The 18,920-nt window shown below is 50.4% G+C and carries 7 protein-coding genes; all 7 read right to left on the bottom strand.

All coding sequences use genetic code 11. From position 1 onward, the window contains the following. Window positions 1–35: 35 nt before the first annotated feature. Window positions 36–539 carry a cytochrome b/b6 domain-containing protein gene (locus N3Z11_RS00035; protein WP_260655085.1) on the bottom strand — a complete coding sequence of 168 codons (504 nt, stop codon included), beginning with the start codon at window positions 537–539 and terminating at the stop codon, window positions 36–38. An 86-nt stretch (window positions 540–625) separates the two neighbouring features. Continuing rightward, on the bottom strand, window positions 626–1,603 hold the full coding sequence (locus tag N3Z11_RS00030; protein ID WP_260655084.1) for an aspartyl/asparaginyl beta-hydroxylase domain-containing protein: 978 nt from the start codon (window positions 1,601–1,603) through the stop codon (window positions 626–628). Between the two features lie 111 nt (window positions 1,604–1,714). Next, the gene (locus tag N3Z11_RS00025) at window positions 1,715–4,156 is read right to left on the bottom strand and encodes an ABC transporter permease (protein ID WP_260655083.1); all 2,442 of its coding nucleotides are present in this window, start codon (window positions 4,154–4,156) and stop codon (window positions 1,715–1,717) included. A 9-nt stretch (window positions 4,157–4,165) separates the two neighbouring features. Beyond that, window positions 4,166–4,846, bottom strand: coding sequence for an ABC transporter ATP-binding protein (locus tag N3Z11_RS00020; RefSeq protein ID WP_260655082.1), 681 nt, complete (start codon window positions 4,844–4,846; stop codon window positions 4,166–4,168). Between the two features lie 26 nt (window positions 4,847–4,872). Next, window positions 4,873–6,126, bottom strand: a complete 1,254-nt coding sequence (locus N3Z11_RS00015; RefSeq protein ID WP_260655081.1) for an efflux RND transporter periplasmic adaptor subunit — start codon at window positions 6,124–6,126, stop codon at window positions 4,873–4,875. Between the two features lie 76 nt (window positions 6,127–6,202). Further along, window positions 6,203–8,074, bottom strand: a complete 1,872-nt coding sequence (locus tag N3Z11_RS00010) for a hypothetical protein (RefSeq protein WP_260655080.1) — start codon at window positions 8,072–8,074, stop codon at window positions 6,203–6,205. Continuing rightward, entirely contained in the window at window positions 8,058–18,914 is a 10,857-nt protein-coding gene (locus tag N3Z11_RS00005; RefSeq protein ID WP_260655079.1) for a non-ribosomal peptide synthetase, read from the bottom strand. The genes N3Z11_RS00010 and N3Z11_RS00005 overlap by 17 nt, the downstream gene beginning before the upstream one ends. Window positions 18,915–18,920: the final 6 nt, after the last annotated feature.

Below are 18,920 nucleotides of genomic sequence, written 5' to 3'. Positions count from 1 at the left end.
GGCTGGCGTGCGCGCCAGCCAAGCCGCTGCTGACACTAACGCCGGGCCGCCATGACGCCAATCACATGCATACCTATCAGCCAACCCAAAGCGGTAATGCTCCATAAATGCAATTCTCTGACTCCGTCAAAAAACTGATCCCGGACAGGTAACACATCAGATACAGACATTCCAAAAATAAACAGCGGAATATGATTATTCTTGACCAGAATGGCGCCCGTAACCGCCAAAGCAGCCACTAACGTATACATCAGCACATGTGTCATTTTTATCATCATATTGTGCGCCCGGCCCGGCGCATGATGTCGCGGAATCAAAGTTTTATATTTCCTGTACCAGTAGACCCGGAGCATTAAAATCACCAGCAGAAAAAGTCCGGCCAGCACATGCGACTCTATCGCTTCTTGCCGATGTGCATTCTGTCCTTTTACCTCGTAATTGATGATATGGATTTGAGATTTCATATTAAGCATCATCAATAATATACAAATCGCAGATATCCAATGTAGTACCCGATCGACAACATAATGTTTGTTCATGTTTCCACTCTTCGTAAACGTTGATATTCACCACATCAGGATTCAATCCTGAGCTTGTTTCGCCATTCGGGCGCTACTCACACAGATCACCAGTCTAACCATTTGGCTGGCACATTTGGCAAAGGACTGGCCGTTTTGCGGTGTAAAAAGCGGATAAATGCTTCTTTCCAGCCAGGCATAGGACGAAGGAAATCAACCATCAGAATCACCCGGGTTTCATCAGTCTTATTCCATGCGGAGTGTGGGTAAAAATCGTCGAAAATCATTACCTTACCATTCTCCCAACTGAGCTTTTGATCTTCGAGCTGCAAGCAGACGTCTCCTGTTGGAATGATAATCCCCAGGTGCATTCGCAAAAAAGTACGCGAATTTGCCTTATGGTAACCAATGACAGTGCCGGGCCTGAGAATACTCAGGTCCGCGTTCAGCATAGAGGGGACAGACTCAACCAGTCTTGCGGTACAGGGCAGCAGCTTTTTGGCCTGCACCGTGGCCTGACCTTTTTCTGCAACCAGCACCGAATGCCAGTTCGCAAGTTTGTCCGGCCCGAGTGGAATTTCACTGACATCAACGTGATCAAAGATATTTCTGACTTCGTTACAGATGGCTGGCCATTCTTTCTCAAAGGCTAAACTCCAGGGAAATTCAGCTGGCAAAAACGTCCGCCTGTGGATTTGCGGTAAACTTTGTTCAAGATTAAATAAAGCTTTTAGAATAATCCGGAACAATAAACCAGGTCTGTGACGACTAGGGATCTGCTGGCCTTGTTGCGCTGCAAGCAGTGTCTCCAGCATTTTCCTGGCTGCCTCATCTAATGCTCCGAGTTCAGCAATAAACATTCCTTCACCCACATCGATGACAGACGCAGAAAAAATAGGAAAGAAAGGGCGCCAGAAGATCCCCTGCGAACCGGGTTGTGGCAGCTTTGCTTCTGTTTTTACAACAAACTGACGTTCAGAAAGCTCAGAAATCGTACATTCAATTTCTGTTTCGCCATTTCCTGTCCAGAATAGTTGTTTGATATCGTTGACTGTTACAGGAAACAGATTGTTTTTCATTTTCATTTCATACATCCACCCGCTGAACTGACTATATCGTACCCAGTACAAATCAATCTCAGGAATATACATAAATAAAAAGCGTGGCTGTCATTCGAAAGCCACGCCATTATTCAATTATGCAGCAATCCCCTTCAGGCCATTGACGATACTGTTCTTTTTAATTGTTCTCATCGAAATAGAGCTCGACAAAATCAGAACAGCGAATACAGCAACTATCGTTATGGCATACATATACATAGAACTAATTGAGATATAAACACTCAATAAGTCGTAGTAAAAATACAGACAGGTAATAATAAAGATAGTACCTAAAGAAGCGCCAATCATCAGTATTGAGATATTTTCCCGCACGGTTTCATTAAAGATGTTGTTATATTTCGCTCCAATAGCCATTTTAATATTAAATTCCGTTGTACGTGATTTAACACCATAGCTAATGATGCCGAACAAGCCCAGAAAGGCCAGCAACAAGGTAAATATGGCAAGACTTCCCGCAACGGTCAGCGTGACCAGATGCGTAAAATTAGCCCTGTCCACATCAGCCTGTAATGAAGAAAAATTCGTCAGCGCAAACTGGTTGTTTGTATCACGCATGAGAGCCGTCACTTGTTCCCTTGTAACTACAGTGCCTGGTTTCAGCTTCAGCATCAGCCACAATGCCGAACCACCGTTCGGAACATAAAACCGTGGCGGAATTTCGGCTTTTGATGGCACAACCAGATCTTCAACAACGCCGATAATGGTGGCGGGGGGTATAGAATCGATTGCCAGGGTTTTCCCGATGACACTGGTAATGTCGCCCTGTCCCAATTGCTCTGCAAAAGTAGCGCTGACCATTGCAACATTGGTGCGGCTTTGCACATCCTTTAACGCAAAACCCTGGCCCGCCAGCAGGCGTTGGCCAACAACATCCAGATAATTGTGGTCGACATTACGATGGAAGGGGTAATAACGCTTGCCATCTCCACTGTAAGTCAGCGCAAACTGATAAATATCTTCCAGTGGTGAGCGGGCGAAGGTCACTGCCTCAACCTCTGGCAATGCGGCGAGTTTGTCACGAAATTCCGTTACTTTAGGCGCATAGGTATCCCAACCCTGCCAATCCAGAGTGGCGATTCTGAATTCCAGCCGTAACACATTTGTGCTGTCGAAGCCGACATGCCGTTGCAGGGTTGTGGCCGCGTTTTTAATCAGGCTGGCACTGCAGAAAATCAGCACCACAGCAACAGAAATCTGCGAAACCAGCAACGCATTCCGGACTCCGGACGAAATTTGTACGCCCACACCTTTACCACTGCTTTTCAGCGACTGGCTGAGCTGCCGGTAATTCACAATACGGATCGACAATAATGAAATAATAAAAGCCAGCACAACTGCGACCAACAATGCCGAACATAGGGTCATCCAGTCAAAGGATATCTCATGCGCGCGGGCCAGCTGAGTGCTGAAAAACCGCTGGATCAAGCCAAAGCCCAATAAAGCTATCAAAACCGCAACAGCACTGGATGCCAGCATTAACACTAAGGTTTCACTGAACATTTGTAACCACAAATGCTTTTTCTTCGCTCCCAGAGTTGCCGAAATCGCCAGTTGTTTATGTTTTGACACCACCCGCGAAATAAAAAGATTGGTGATATTACTGGTCGCAATCAACAGCAATCCTAAGCCACCCGCCAGCAAAAATATCACTGTGGTCATATTACCGGCCACTAACTTTGACCGTAATGGCGTGACTTCAATATCGGCAGACCAGCCGACAAAGTGCTGATTATCAATGGTCATTTTGCGAAACATTTCATTAGCCATAGCACTGAGCACAACACTGAGCTGGCCGGTACTGGCCGCTGGCGTTTTGATCAGATAAAACAACTTACCTTCAACATTTCGCCAGTCTTCTTTGTATTCAGAATTATTAAAGTCCCAGGGCAACCACAGTTGTGTCGTCAGGCCCACTTCGGCAAGTTGTGGGGCAACGAAGTCTGCCTGAATAACGCCAATCACCGGATGACTGACCCCATTCACAACCAGTTTCTGGCCAAGAATGTCTTCCCTTAAACTAAATTGCTCTGCCCATACCTGGTAAGAGATCACCGCACCAGGCACACGTTGCCCGAGTTCTGCAGGCGGAAACCATTGCCCTTTTGCCATAGGTATCCCCAGGATATCCGCAGTGCTTGCCGTGGTATAAACGGTCGCAAGGTTAGGTTGCAGAGGTTCTGAGGTCAGGACTTCTTTGGAAAAAAACAGCATAGACTGCGCTTTGACACCGATATCTTTGGCACTCTGAATATTACGATACAAAGCTTCTGCTGCAGGGTAAAGAAAAAATGAGGTTTCGGCCTCACCACTCTGATTTATCCGCTGGTAATCCACCACAAAAAGCTCGTCCTGCTGCGGATAACTTAAGGGCTTTAACAGCATGTAGAATCCCAAAGTCAGTACAACAAGAAACACACCAATAGTGATACCCATAGTGACTACAACACCGGCAAAAAAAGACTTGTCAGCCAACGCCGCCTGAACGGATCTTTTGATCAGATAACGTAAGTTATTCATACATATCCTTTACGCAACAATTTGGCCATCTATCATTTGAATCTTCTTTTTGGTGAAGTCCGCATACCGGCTATCGTGAGTCACCATAAAAATGGTACTTCCTGCGTCATTCAGTTCGCCCAGCAGACTCATGACCGCATCACCACTTTTTGAATCAAGGTTACCGGTCGGTTCATCGGCCAGAATCACGGATGGTTTGGAAATAAGCGCTCTTGCAATGGCAACACGTTGTTGTTGTCCACCTGATAACTGGTTAGGTTTATGGTTCATCCGGTGTTCAATACCCACTCTGGCGAGGCATTGGCGAACTTGTTCTTCAACCTGACTTGCCTGGAAACGCTGTGCACTGTAACGAAGTGGCAAGGCCACATTATCAAACACTGAAAGCTCATCTATCAGGTTGAAAGACTGGAAAATAAAACCAAATTTTTGATTACGAATCTCAGCAGCACGATCGGACACAAGGTTACTGACATTGATGCCATCCACTTTATATTCGCCACTACTGGGTGTATCTAACAGCCCGAGTAAAGACAACAATGTAGATTTTCCACATCCCGACGGACCAGATAATGATACAAAATCACCGTCGTATACTTTCAGGCTTACATTTTTCAGGGCATGGGTTTCAACTTCATCAGTTTCGAATATTTTCCCAATACCATTCATTTCTATGGTCACTCTTTTCATAAATCACCCTGTTCAATTTATAATATTTATTCAAGCACGATACTATTTTCAGAAGTCATCAGGTTTGACAAATCGGAAATAATAAACTTTTGTCCAACCTTGGTTCCGGATTTAATTTCAATATATTGGTTCGCGGTTTCGCCCATTGCCAGTTGCACTAATTCCGCTTTTTTAGAATCATCTTCATCAATCCTGAACAATTTCAGCATCGTGTTTTCTGTACTTTTGGCAGGGCGTTCAATATACATAGCATCAGCCAAACTGCCGATAATGATTCTGCTTTCAACATTCTGCTCCGCTTTCAGACTCAGCGGTAATTCTCCGGGTAGGTCAATTTCCAGTTCAACCGTGTTATCGACAACCACAGGATCGATCCGGCTGACTACCCCTTCAATCTGATCCTGGCGGTTATTAATCACCGCCTTTTGTCCAATTTGAATCCGCTGCGCTTTATCCTGTGGGATCTTTATAAAGGCTTCCAGCGAACCCTCACTGCCAATAGTGGCAACCTCTTGTCCTATCACCAGGCTCTGTCCCAAACCAATGGCTGATTTCAGCAACATACCTGTCAGCTCCGCCTTAATCTCCAACTGATCGACTTTGTGTTCAATCAGTTTCACTGTACCTTCCTGCTGCCGGACCAAATCAGTTTTGATACTGATCATCTCTGCGTGAATTCGCTTAAGCCTTTCATGCTTCTCCCGTAAAAACACCAGTTTTGCTTTCAAACGTTCTGCTTCAACCTGGCTTTCGACATGGGTCACTTTGGAAATAATTCCCTTTTCCACCAGTGAAGACTCGGCTTGAACGATATAAGAGATTTTTTCGTAATTTGCCTGAGTATCAGAAACTTCAGTCGCTTCGTTGAGCATCGCCAACTCATGATCAGCGATGGTTTGCCGTAAATCTGCCTGTACTTTTGACAGTTCCTGCCGGGCATTTTGCAGCTCTTGTCTTACATCAGGGTTTTCCAGACGGGCAATCACATCTCCGGCCTGCACCCGGGCTCCGGGCTTCACCAGTATCTCTTTCACAATAGAATTACTTGGTGCTGTTAACAGTCTGATATCGTCTGATCTGACAACACCAAAACCGTCGACCGAAACCTCTAAATCGCCCTGGCGCACTTCGGCAATCACCAGGCTTTTACGTTCCAGACTGATTTCCTGACTGGTCAGTCTGGCGTAAAGCATCCAGAGACCAAGTATCAGCAGCAGCCCCAGCCCCCACTTGACCGGTACACTTTTATCTTTGGTTACAACCTGCTTTTTTATATCCACATCAATACCTTTCTTACTTCCTGAACTGCCAGCCGCAATACCAGATAACTTTGGCGTAGCGGCTTCCCTATATCCGTTATGGCCCTGGTTGAAACCGTAAATAACTCAGGTCAACTGTACCGGCTGCTGCTGAAAACAATTTGTTAATCAAAGTGATGGTGTCCTCAAGGCTGCCAGGTGCCATAGCCGGTGATGAAAATAACATCAGACCGAGGCGCCGTCCGGCCACAGGACCATCAGCTGCCATGGCTGTGCGGCCGCCCGGACCAGAAAAATACGAGGCCATTACTCCTGCCTGATCGCGCAACACCAATTCATTGGCCTGACAGATCACCTGACGGGATTTGCCGATACCACTGTAAACCTCAGCTTCGATACTGACATCGACTAACACATCACCATCAATCCGGTCGATATCAAACACCCCCGCCAGCACACCGCGGTAGAACTCAAGATGCAGTAACAGACGCGGAACCAAAGGAACTGTTGGTGCAGGTAAACCGTGCTGCATCTGTTTGCGTAATGGAAAAGCAGCCTGTTTACTGCTGAAAAACCGCTGATAATCATCAAGGTTATGCTCTATCAGATCGGCATGTTCCAGCATCGACTGGCGGATATCTTCGGTATTGATTTGTAAAGCGAGCTGAAGTTTCTGCAGGTCAACATCGGTACACTGTATCCAAACCAGAGTCAGTCCCTCAAATAGCTGGCAAGCCCTTGTGGATAACCGAACCTCCGGTACTTCTCTGCTATGACGCCGCATTTCAGTCATATTGTTCCTTAAATTCGATTTCAGATAACCGATTCCCAGCGGACCTTCGGCGCCGAAGTTTTTAGGCAACATTTTTATTGCAATCGCCAGGTGTCTGGCTTTCCAGAACTGGAATTGATGCAACAGACGCTGACTGAAAAATGCCAGTTCAGGACAATCCCGGCAGTTCAGCATGGTCTGATAGAGTTGCCTTAAAGTCGGCATGGCAGTGTCTTTTAGCCTGGACTTGTCCCTCAGTTCTGCTATCTGCAGCACAACGCCCAGTTTGTCCGGTTGAATACCGGTCAGGAGACGCTCCAGCCATTGATACTTTTCCGACTGAATAGCACCGGCATTACCGGTATCTACCCGAAAACCCTGATAAAAGTTTTCCACAGCCAGAGTATCCATCACACTGAACAAACGGCTGAGTACATCCATCAGCACCGTCAGTTGCCGGAAGATATCAGCAGCCCTTTGCTGTTCTCCCTGCTGATAAAACGCTAATCCGTCGTGAACACCTTCTCCGACCGCAAAAAAGATACATTCCGTGAGTTGCACCATGCGCAGAAACATATATTCATCATGATAAATACCACCGGGAAGCCCCGTCAGCATGACTAAAGTCGTTAATGCTGCATCAACATCACGGAAATACTCAATATCATGCGGATAGCCATGGTCAGGAAACCCCTGGTCACGATGGACGGAAAACGAATTGTCCGTTTCCATCAGGCTTTGTTTCAGCTCTTTTAACAGTTGCAGTCTGTCAGCGACAAGCTCGGGCCTATATCCCTTTTTGGTGTAACCGTTTTCGGTGTATTTGTTGAATAATTCCATTTCATAAATAAACCAATCGTTAACCAACGCTGCCAGAGCATACCATACATTTTTATTCTTTCTCCAAAAATCTCCATCGGTGCCGGCATCAAGATAACAATCAAAAACCGGTGAATAAGTGTATGAAGCATAATTGTGTTTTTCTCCCAGAGCTGTGAAGTTTTCACACCATAAAAACCGCTCCCAGAGACCACAGTCCGGGCTAAAATCGGGTTGCCGCGGATCAAGCCGGAAAGGGGCAATCAGCGCCGAAATTTTTTCCCGCCAGTGCGCGGATACATGATTACGGCCATGCATTAATGCCTCCCGTATATAACCCTGAATATCAAAATCCAGTTGCTCAGGCGCTGTATTCATTGACGCCTCCCGCATGGCATAAGTCTGGGGTCAGCCCCTGATGGGTAGTGCTGTTTTGTCCCTTTGCGGCATCTCTGTCAGCCTGATGTGGCACAGGCAGTCGCAAATATTCAGCCACAGACATCGCCAGTTCCGCAGACTCAATCATGGTTTGATGCGATTGCTGTAATGGTAAAATTCTGACACTGCCACTACTGTACAAGTCCCAGTTCAGATTCTGATTAAAGCCATCGGCCGGTGGCGTCAGTTCAGCTCTGAACAACACCAAATCCAGCGCTGACTGGCGGATGCAGTGGCCTCTTTTCAACCTGTCCAGCGTGATAAAATGCTGCAAATAGCGACAGGTCATTTCTTCGCTGACCTGTGCAATATAATGATCAGGAAACTGCCGGCGCAGCTGTTTGCTCAGAGAGCTCAGCGCTGCCGGAACATCCGTTGCATCCAGCTGATGCCAGTCCAGTTCCGGCTGTAACAGCAGAATTTCCTGCAAGGCCAACTGTATAGGGGCATACCAGGCCTGGCTTGGTACTTCATATTCAGCCATAGTCGCGTAGCTGTCTAACAGCAGAACCCGGACCTGATATCCCTGCTGAACCAGTTGGCAGGCCGCTTCATAAGCGAGGACACCACCCGACGAATAGCCCAGTAAAGTGACAGGCCCCTCAGTCTGGTATCGCAGTATCAATTGTACATAACGGTTGACCAGCGCCTTAAAATCAGCAAAAAACTGCGGTTCGTAAATCAGCGGCGAATGTAAGCCGACCAACTGATACTGGCCGGACAACGCAGCAGCCAAACGCCCATAACAATGGGCTGTGCCGGCTCCGGGATTAAAACAGAAGAGTGTTCCCGAACCAGGTGTGGTACTCAGTTGCAGCATGGTTTCCGGCAACTCACTGGTCAAACTTTCCTGTTCCCGCAGCCGTAACTGATTGGCAAACTCCTGTAACTGCGGATGCAAAAACACATCACCCAGTGTGGCCTGCAACCCTAACTGACTGCGCACTTTCGCTATCAACCTGGTGGCGAGCAGCGAATGCCCGCCAAGGTCAAAGAAATTGGCTTTCATGCCAAGCTGAGGATTGGCGAAAATCTGCCGCCAGATCGCACACAACGAAGCCTCAAATGCGTCTGCCGGTAAGATCATTTCGGGTTCACTATGTTGCAACTGCGGCGCTGGCAATGCTTTACGGTCAACTTTGTTATTCGCGGTTACAGGCAAAGCGGACAGAATTTCGAACGCCTGTGGCACCATGTAATGCGGTAAGACACTGCGCAACCAATCACGGCATTGCTCGATAAATTCCAGCCGGCTCGCTATGACCTGTTCGTTGTGCAGCACCAGATAAGCAACCAGCACTTTGTCACCTGAAGCTGTCTGCTGCACATCAACCACAGCCTGACCAATGAACGGGTGCGATTTCAGCGTATGCTCTATCTCACCCAGCTCCACCCTAAAACCACGGATCTTGACCTGGTTATCCCGACGGCCGCGGAATTCAATCAGGCCATCACTGCGATACCGGCCCAGATCTCCGGTCCGGTACAGTCGCTGTTTTAACTCCGGATGCCACAAGAACTGCCGCCCGGTCAACTCGCTGTCACGATAATATTCGCGGGCAACACCCAGCCCCCCGATAAAAAGCTCACCTGTAACTTGTGGCGGACAAGGTTGCAACATGTCATTTAAAATGAAGAATGACTGTCCTGACATAGGCCGGCCATAAGGGACACTGGATAAAGCTGAGGTATCCTGTTCGATAGGGTAATGAATAGACCAGATAGAGCCCTCGGTGGCCCCGCCAAGACTGTATAACCGACTACCGGGAAATGACTGCCAGAGCCTTGCCGGTAGCTGTGGATCAATCCAATCTCCACTCATCATGACCGCTTTAAAACAAATAGCAGAACTGCGTCTTTGCTCTTCCAGTTGCTCTACCAACAGCGCTGCCGAAACCGGCACTGTGTTCCAGACAGAAACAGCAAAACGCTCAGTGAGTTCCAGCCAGTGCTGCGGATTTTTCGCCAATTCCGGCTGCGGGAACACAACAGTGCCGCCTGCTGCCAGCATGCCAAAATAGTCATACACCGACAGGTCAAAACTGAAAGCAGAAACCGCCAGCACTTTATCCGCCGCAGTCACGCCGTACTGCCGGTTGATATCAAGCAAGGTATTCACCGCCGCACCATGTTCAATGGCCACTCCCTTGGGTTTGCCGGTGGATCCTGAAGTAAAGATGACATAAGCCAGTGATGCAGGGGTTTGTAACGGCGTATAACCACTGGCCTGCGCCAGAAGTTCGGCCCGGCTCTGCTCCACTACTGCTGGCTGCGGATAACAGACACGGAGTCCTTCTGTTGCCAAAGCGGTCAGGCTGCTTGTGGCGATCAGCAACTGCACATCGGCCTGAAGCAGGATTTGCTCACATCTTGATGCGGGCCAATCAGTTTCCAGCGGCAGATAGGCTGCCCCGACATATTGAACCGCCAATGCCGCCACCAATTGTAACGGACTCTTTGGTAACCGAATCGCAATCAGCGGCTCAGCACTGGCAGGAAGCAGCGGCTGTAACTGCGCGGCCAGCTGCACAACCTGACTGTATAATTGTAAATAAGTCAGTGTATGACCCGCAGCATCTATAGTCGCAATGTGCTCAGGCGCCGCTATCAGTTGCTGCATAAACAGCTCGTGCATACAAAGATCAGCCTGCCCCGGCCATTTGCTGCGATTCCAGTCTACAGTCACTTGTTGCATCAAGGCCGGCGGCAGCATATTGATCGCATACACGTTGAGTTCAGGCTCTGCCAGTATGCCGTCCAGTAAGCATTCAAAGGCCTGGGCCATTGTTTGCACTGATTCCGGATTAAACAGGTCGGTGTTAAATTCCCAGTTCAGCGTCAGCGCACCTGCTTCTTCGTTCACGTGTAAGGTTAAGTCAAACTTTGCGGTGGTTGTCGCATAATACGGCGCTTCAGCGAGCAGCCCCGGCAATGCAACAGCAGACGGAACTTCCGGATTAAATACCAGCATGATTTGAAACAACGGCGTGTAACTCTGTGTTCTTTCCGGTTTTAACCGCTCGACGACCAGTTCAAATGGTGTGTGTTGATGCTCATAGGCTGCCAGCAGCATATCTTTGCTTTGTGCTAACAGTGAACTGAATCCGGGCTTGCCGGTGAGATCGTTACGCAGTACCAGCGTATTGACAAAGAAACCGATAAGTTGCTCAAGTTCCGGCTGCTCCCGATTAGACACAGGCGTTCCCATCACAATATCCTGCTCATTGCTGAAGCGGGCCAGCAAAATGGCAAACAATGTCTGAATGCCCATAAATAAAGTGGCATCGTGCCTGTGACACAGAGCCGCCAGACGCGCTGTCAGCTCTGCCGGGATCTGATGACAATACGAAGCACCAGCATAACTTTGCTGAAGCGGTCTGGGCCGGTCAATGGGCAGTTGGTGGACCTGAGGCAGACCATGGAGTTGCTGCTCCCAGTATTGCAACTGCTGTTCAAGCACATCCCCACTTAACCATTGGCGTTGCCAGTAGGCGTAGTCAGCATATTGCACCGGCAATTCAGGCAACTCAGCCACCAGACCTGCCTGCTTTGCCCGGTATAACAGACTCAACTCATGCATCAGCAGGCCCACGGAATGGCCATCAGCAGCAATGTGGTGCATATTGATCAGCAACACTGCACTTTCCGCGCTGTCGTGTAGCAGATGTACCCGCAGCAAATAATCCTGGCTTAAGACAAATGGCTGCGCTAACAGCTGTTGGATGTGCGCCGGGATTGTTGTTGCAGATTGTGCAGAGATATCCAGACTTTGCACCCGGAACTGGCTGGCCGGCTGCAGTTGCTGATACACCTCTCCCTGGTCATCACAAAGAAAAAGAGTCCGCAATGCTTCATGGCGCTGCACAATAGTACTGAAGGCATACTCCAGAGCATCACTATCCACCTGACCGCTTAATCTGAATATCGCAGGCATATTGTAGTGAATGCCACCCCCATCAATCTGATCGAGCATCCATAAGCGATGCTGCGCATAAGACAAAGGCAGGCGCTGCGAGCGGGATACGTGATTGATCTTCACCTGAGCTTTGACTCTGGTGATTTGGTCGAGCTGCGCCGCCAGCTTTGACAGCACCGGCGACTCAAATAACGTTTTCAGGGGGATATGGATTTGCAGGACCTGCTGCAATCTCGCCAGCACCCGGGTCAATAATAAAGAGTGACCACCCAGCCGGAAGAAATGATCGGTCCGGCTGACTTGCGGCAACGACAGTACCTCCTGCCAGACCGCAGCAATAACTCTTTCTCCTTCGGTCTGCGGCGCTTCGAACGTCTGAACAGATTGCATGCTGTCCGGATGTGGTAAGGCATGCCGGTCAATTTTTCCGTTGGGGTTGATCGGCAAAGCCGGCAATACCATGAACAGCTCCGGCACCATATATTCCGGCAAGCTGGCAGCCAGCTGCCGCTGCGCTTGCTGCGTCACAACCTCTGTTGATAACTGCGCATATTCGGACGCAACCGTCAGATAAGCCACCAGTTGCTGACCACCAGACGGTGCCCTGATGGCAACAACCACCGCTTGCCCGACAAGCGGCATCGCCATCAGGCAGCTTTCTATTTCCCCCGGTTCAATCCGGAAACCACGCACTTTCACCTGATGATCGGCCCGGCCGAGATACTCAATAGCACCGTGTTCCAGCCAACGGACTAAGTCGCCAGTGCGATACAGCCTGTCTCCGCTTCCTGTTGCCAAAGGATTGGCAATAAAGCGCTCCGCTGTAAGTTCCGGTCGGTTCAGATAACCACGGGCCACTCCCACACCACCGATGTAGAGTTCGCCAATAACCCCAACCGGGACCAGTTGTAACTGCGCATCCAGTACATAACACTGTGCATTGGCAACCGGTTTACCAATACTGTTCGGATACAACAGATCAACCTCGGTATAACAGGCATCAACCGTGACTTCCGTTGGTCCGTACACATTTAATAATCGTGGTGGCTGCTGATGCTTGTTGAAGTAATCCTGAATATCCTGGCTATTAAGCTTGTCGCCGCCGACACTAATGTGGCGGATCCCCTGCAATTCACCATTAGACGCCTGCACCACATATTCATGAAAAAATGCCGGTGTAAGATTTAATACATCAACCTGATACTGCCGGCACATGGCCGTAAAGGCCTGAGGACTTTCGAACAATTGTTGTTTAAAAATCACCAGCGTTGCCCCACTGCATAAGGTCGGAAATATTTCTTCGACTGACTTGTCAAAACTCACCGAAGACAACTGCAGACAGCGGTCGCCGGCACCAAGCCCATATTCCCGGCTGATATAAGTTACATGATTGGTCAGACTACGATGCTCAATCATCACCCCTTTTGGCCGACCGGTAGAGCCCGATGTATAGATCACATAAGCCAGCTGATTTGAACTTGTCGGCTTTTGTGCATCAACATCAGTGCATGGAGCACTCTGAAGTTCCCGCTGTACTTCAGGATCATCCAGTACCAGTTGCACCTCAGCCTGAGTTCTGTCGCTGGTGGATTGTTGCACCAGAATCACAGCTAAACCGGCATCCTCCTGCATCCGAGACAAACGTTGTTTTGGGTATGCTGCATCCAGCGGCACGTAGGCTGCTCCAGCTTTGAGCACGGCCAGCATCGCGATAATCACCAGTTCAGAACGTTCAAGGCACAAGCCAATCAGCTGTTCCGGCGCGACTTGATACTGTTCGCGCAAATAATGTGCAAGCTGATTGGCCCGTCGATCCAGTTCAGCGTAGCTGAGCGTCACGCCATCGCAGATCACAGCCGGCAGCTGCGGCTGCAACGCGGCCCGCGCCGCAAAAAGCTGATGAACACATTGCTGCTGCGGATAATCAGACCGGGTGTTGTTCCAGATAAATTGCTGTTGTGCCTTCTCTTGTGCGGACAACAGACAGAATACGGCCGGCCTATCCTCTGGCTGTGCCAATGCATCGAGCATCCCGGCCAGTGCATGTTGCAGGTAACCCAGCAAACGCTCTGCCGGATATCCGGCGTGGGTTTGTAATGTCAGCTGAAAACTCTGGCCATCGTCATCAACAGACAATTCCACCGGATAGTGACTGTGCAGGCTGACATCAACCGGCTCAGGCAATTGACCACTGACCGCAGCCTGTGTTTTTTCGGTATGGCGGTAATTGAGCAGAGTGTTAAACAAAGGCAAAGGCGCTTCGATCGGACTCGACTGCTGCGCGACCACCAGCGGCACCTGAACATAGTTCAGCAGCTGCTGCAAGCCGGATGCAACCTGTTGCACCAATGACCTGGCCGTCACGCCGTCAGTGTTAACCCGGATTGGCAGGGTATTGACCAGCACCCCCAGCATCTGACCCGCCTGAGGTTTGTGATGGACCTGCCCGGACAGCACGGTACCAAACACAACGTCTTTGTCACCGGCACAGGCTGCAACCATTAGTGCCCAGGCACAGTGCATCAGCACTGCGGGGCTAACATGCAAAAGGGCCGCACTGTTTCGCAAACCGGCAGCCAGCTCGTCTGCCAAGCTGATTTGTTGCCGTACGCTCTGCCCCGCCGGATCCGTTTTTATGTTGAACACCAGAGTGGCGTTATCTTTATCACCCAGCATGCGCCGGAAGAACAGACTGGCGGCATCCTGATTGGCAGACTGACGCACAGAGGCTATAAAATCGCGATACTGCCGGACAGCTGGCAGCAGCTCAGCCTGGCCGTTTTGCAGCAGCTGTAATTCTTCACAGACCAGCCGGATCCCCATCTGATCGGTCACAAGATGATGGTACCTGAGTAGTAGGGTGCATTGCGAAACCGAAGGCTGACTGACAATGTGCAAAGACAGTAACGGGGCCTGGGTTAAAGTCATCCGGCAGGGCTGCTGCATCAGCGCTGCAGTGTAATGCTCCGGATTTTGTGTTTCGCTCAACCTATGCCACTGCACAGGAATTCCAGCCTCATGAAAGACCACCTGCACCGGTCTTGACAGACCTTGCCAGAACACCGCTGTTCTGAGCACATCATGCCGTGCCACCACCAGCTGCAAATGCTCAATAAACCGGTTCACAGCAGCCTGATCCGGCAAAGTAAATGTTGTTTGCAGTAAATAAGGATCGGCGGTTTCACTGGCGATATGCAGAAATAAAATCCCCTCCTGCAGCGGTCCTAAGTCATAGATATCCTGAATACGTGACACTCCACCCGGGATCTGGCTGAGCAGTTGGTCAATATCCTGCTGAGAAAGGTCGGTCAGCGGCAACATTTCCGGTGTCACAGATTCAGTCTTCGCATCCAGCAGATTTGCGGGTACAGACTCGCTCTCCTGCGCATCACTGTGCAGCTGCAAACTGGCTGCAAGCCCGGCTATAGTGGGGTGTGCAAAAAGTTGCAACGGACTGATCCGGATGCCATGCAAGCCCAACTGACTGACCACCTGAACCGCAATAATGGAATGCCCGCCCATGGCAAAAAAGTTATCGTGCACACCGATGTGCGACAGACCCAGACAATGCTGCCAGCACTTCGCAATCACCTGCTCCAGGGCTGTTGCAGGCGCGACAAAAGGAGCAGCCGAAGTGCCAAAATCTGGTGCCGGCAATTGTTTTCGATCGATTTTGCCGTTGGCAGTCAGCGGAAGCTCCGACAATTGCACAAAGAGGGCCGGCACCATATAGGCGGGCAGAACAGCCAGCAGCATGTCGCTGAGCACCTTGTGGAGCTCATTGCCGGCTACTGCAGGTGTTGCCGGCACGACATAAGCGACCAGTATTGGCTCTTGCTGAGGGTCGCGTACCGCCACAACAACAGCCTCAGTCACCAGCTCTGACTGCTGCAACTGATACTCAATCTCGCCGGGCTCAATCCGGTAACCCCTGATTTTCAGTTGCTGATCGGCGCGTCCCATAATCTGCAGCCGCCCATCAGGTAGCCAACGGGCCAAATCATTGGTGCGGAACAGCTTGCCGCCCGCTGACGACTGACGGATCTGCGGCGTCACAGGCGCAACAAACATTTTGTTGCTCAGCTCCGGCCGATTGAGATAACCAGGACTGACCCCCTGACCGCCTATCCATAACTCGCCAATGACTCCGGCAGGTAACAACTGACCTTTCGCAGAAAGGATATACAATTCGGTGTGGGTCACAGGACGGCCAACATGAATAGGTTCTGCCGGCTGAATCCTGCCACAGGCGGACCAGACACAAGTTTCTGTGGGCCCGTACATATTCCAAAGTACTGCGCCACCATGACAAAGTTTGTCGACCAAAGTCTGCGGCAATGCCTCTCCACCACACAGGCTGGTAAAACCGGCGTCAGGCTGCCAGCCATCGGCCAGTAACATTTTCCAGCTGGCTGGTGTTGCCTGCATGATGGTGATTTGATGTTGCTGAAGCAGGAGGCGTAAGGCCCTGGCGTCCCGGCTTTGTGCAGTATTGGCAATCACCAGCCGGGCACCAGCCAGCAAAGGTAAAAACAGTTCCAGCACATGAATATCAAAGCTAATGGATGTTACGGCCAATAGACGGTCACCGGACTTCAGGCCAGGCGCTGCCAGCATACCGGCCAGAAAATTCCGGACATTGCGCTGTAACAGCAGTACACCTTTGGGCACACCTGTGGTCCCTGAGGTGTAAAGCACATAGGCCGGTAACTCCTGATCATCAGCGTCTGCGCTCTGGCTCTGCTCAGGCGCACAACTCTGGTGCATGACTGCAAGCACCTCAGGGTCATCAAGCCGGATTTGACCTATGCCGGCCTGGTCTATCCCGCTGTCGCTGACGCCCAATTTTGCCTGACAATCCTGCAATATCAGCTGCTGACGTTCCGGCGGGCTTAACGGGTCCAGTGGCACATAAGCAGCACCGGCGCGCCAGATCCCTAAAAGTACCGGCAGCAGATAAATACTCCGTTCAAGCTTCACCGCAATAAAATCGCCGGCCTGCACCTTGTGCGACTGCCGCAGGTATGCCGCAAAATGCCCGGCCATATAGTCCAGTTGCTGATAACTCAGTTGTTCTTTTTCACAGCACAGTGCCACAGCCATTGGCTGAAGCTGCGCAAGCTGGCTGATCAGAGCCGGGACTGGCGCGTTCAGGCTATGCTGTCCGTCCGGGCGGCCCCAGCATTTGATCTGTTCTGCCACTTCTGCATCGCTGAGTAACGACATGCCACCTACCAGCGCTGCAGAACCGGTATTTAACGCATCCAGCACATGTTCAAGTGCCTTCAGGGTGTAATCCATCACCTGCCGGGCATTGATCTGCGGCACCAGCTGCAGCTTTAACCGGAACTCTGAACCCAGATCGTCAACGGTTAATTCAAACGGATAATTGCTGGTTTCTGTTGAAGTTAAAAGTTGCAATGCCGGCTCTGCCGCCTGTTGCTGTGCAGGCTCAGCTGACGAATGACGGAAGTTCAGCAGCGCACTGAACAATGGCATGTCGGCTGGTACCGCACTGCAGCGTTTGGCCTGAACCAATGGGGTGTGCTCATACTGCAGCAGATCGTTCAGCTGGCTCTGCATTTGCCGGATCAATTCTGCCGCAGATAAATCGTCAAGAGTGACACGCACAGGCAAGGTATTGATAAAAGTACCAACCATGGTGGCCATATCTGTATGTTGTGTGCGCCCAAGCAACACACTGCCAAAAACGACATCTGTAGTGGCACTGCAGCTGGCAATCACCAGCGACCAGGCGGCGTGAAACAATGCCGCCGGACTCACCTGATGTTTTGCTGCCAACTGGCGCAATAACCGGCTTTGCGCAACCGGCATCAGGTGATGCTCCCGCACCGCGCCCTGACCATCCAGATGAATATCCCGCAAGCCAAAGGGTAATGAGGGCTCCGCAAAATCAGCCAGCTTTGCCGTAAAATATTGCTCCGCCTGGGTGGGCGATTGCTGCTTAAGCCAGCCGATAAAGCTGCTGAACTGCAGTGGTTTTGCCAATTGCTGATGTTTAGCCTGTAAAAATAAGGCTATTTCATGGGCCAGTACTTCGAGTCCAACATGGTCAGTGACAAGATGGTGGAACCTGAGCAGCACCTGATGCTCCTGTGCAGCCCCAACCCAGGTGATCTCAGCGTGCATTAAGGGAGCACTTTGCAAGGAAAGTCCGTCAGGCCGCTGTAATTGTTGCTGCAAAAACGCCTGAGCCTGCGCCTGATTGTCAAATTTCTGCCAGTGTGCAGCTAAGGTAGCCGTCCTTTGAACCACCTGAACAGGTTCGGGCAGTTGATCCCAGAGAAACATGGTTCGCAAAACATCATACCGGGCAATCACAAACTCAAGTGCGCGCAGAAACACAGCAACTGTCGCTTGATCTGCAAACGAAAACAAAATCGGAATGATATAGGGGTCTTGTGGCTGACTGAGATGATGAAACAAGATCCCTTGCTGTAACGGTGTCAGGCCGTAAATATTCTGAATATTGCCAGCACCACCAGGTGTTTGTGCACAAATATAATCCAGCTGATCCTGGTTCAGCGCCAGCCATGGCAGCATTTGCGGCACAATCACGTCAGATCCTGACGGCAAATCATCCAGCGGTTGGACAGACAGAGGCCTGACCGGTGATGTTGTCTCCAATACCAATGCCAGCTGACGGATCTCAGGCCTGGCGAAGATTGTTTTGAGCGCCAGCTCCTGACCAAACTCCGCTTTCATCGCGCCCAGCAACCGCACGGCCAGCAACGAATGCCCGCCCAGCGCAAAAAAGTTATCCGACACCCCAACACGCTCTACACCCAGCAGTTGCTGCCACAACTCACATAACCGCCGCTCCGTCCCGGTCGACGCCGCCACAAACCC

The organism is Rheinheimera sp. 4Y26 (assembly GCF_025245835.1).
Lineage (GTDB): Bacteria > Pseudomonadota > Gammaproteobacteria > Enterobacterales > Alteromonadaceae > Pararheinheimera.
Note: the sequence above shows the minus strand (reverse complement) of the source record. Positions and strands in the feature narration are given on the sequence as shown.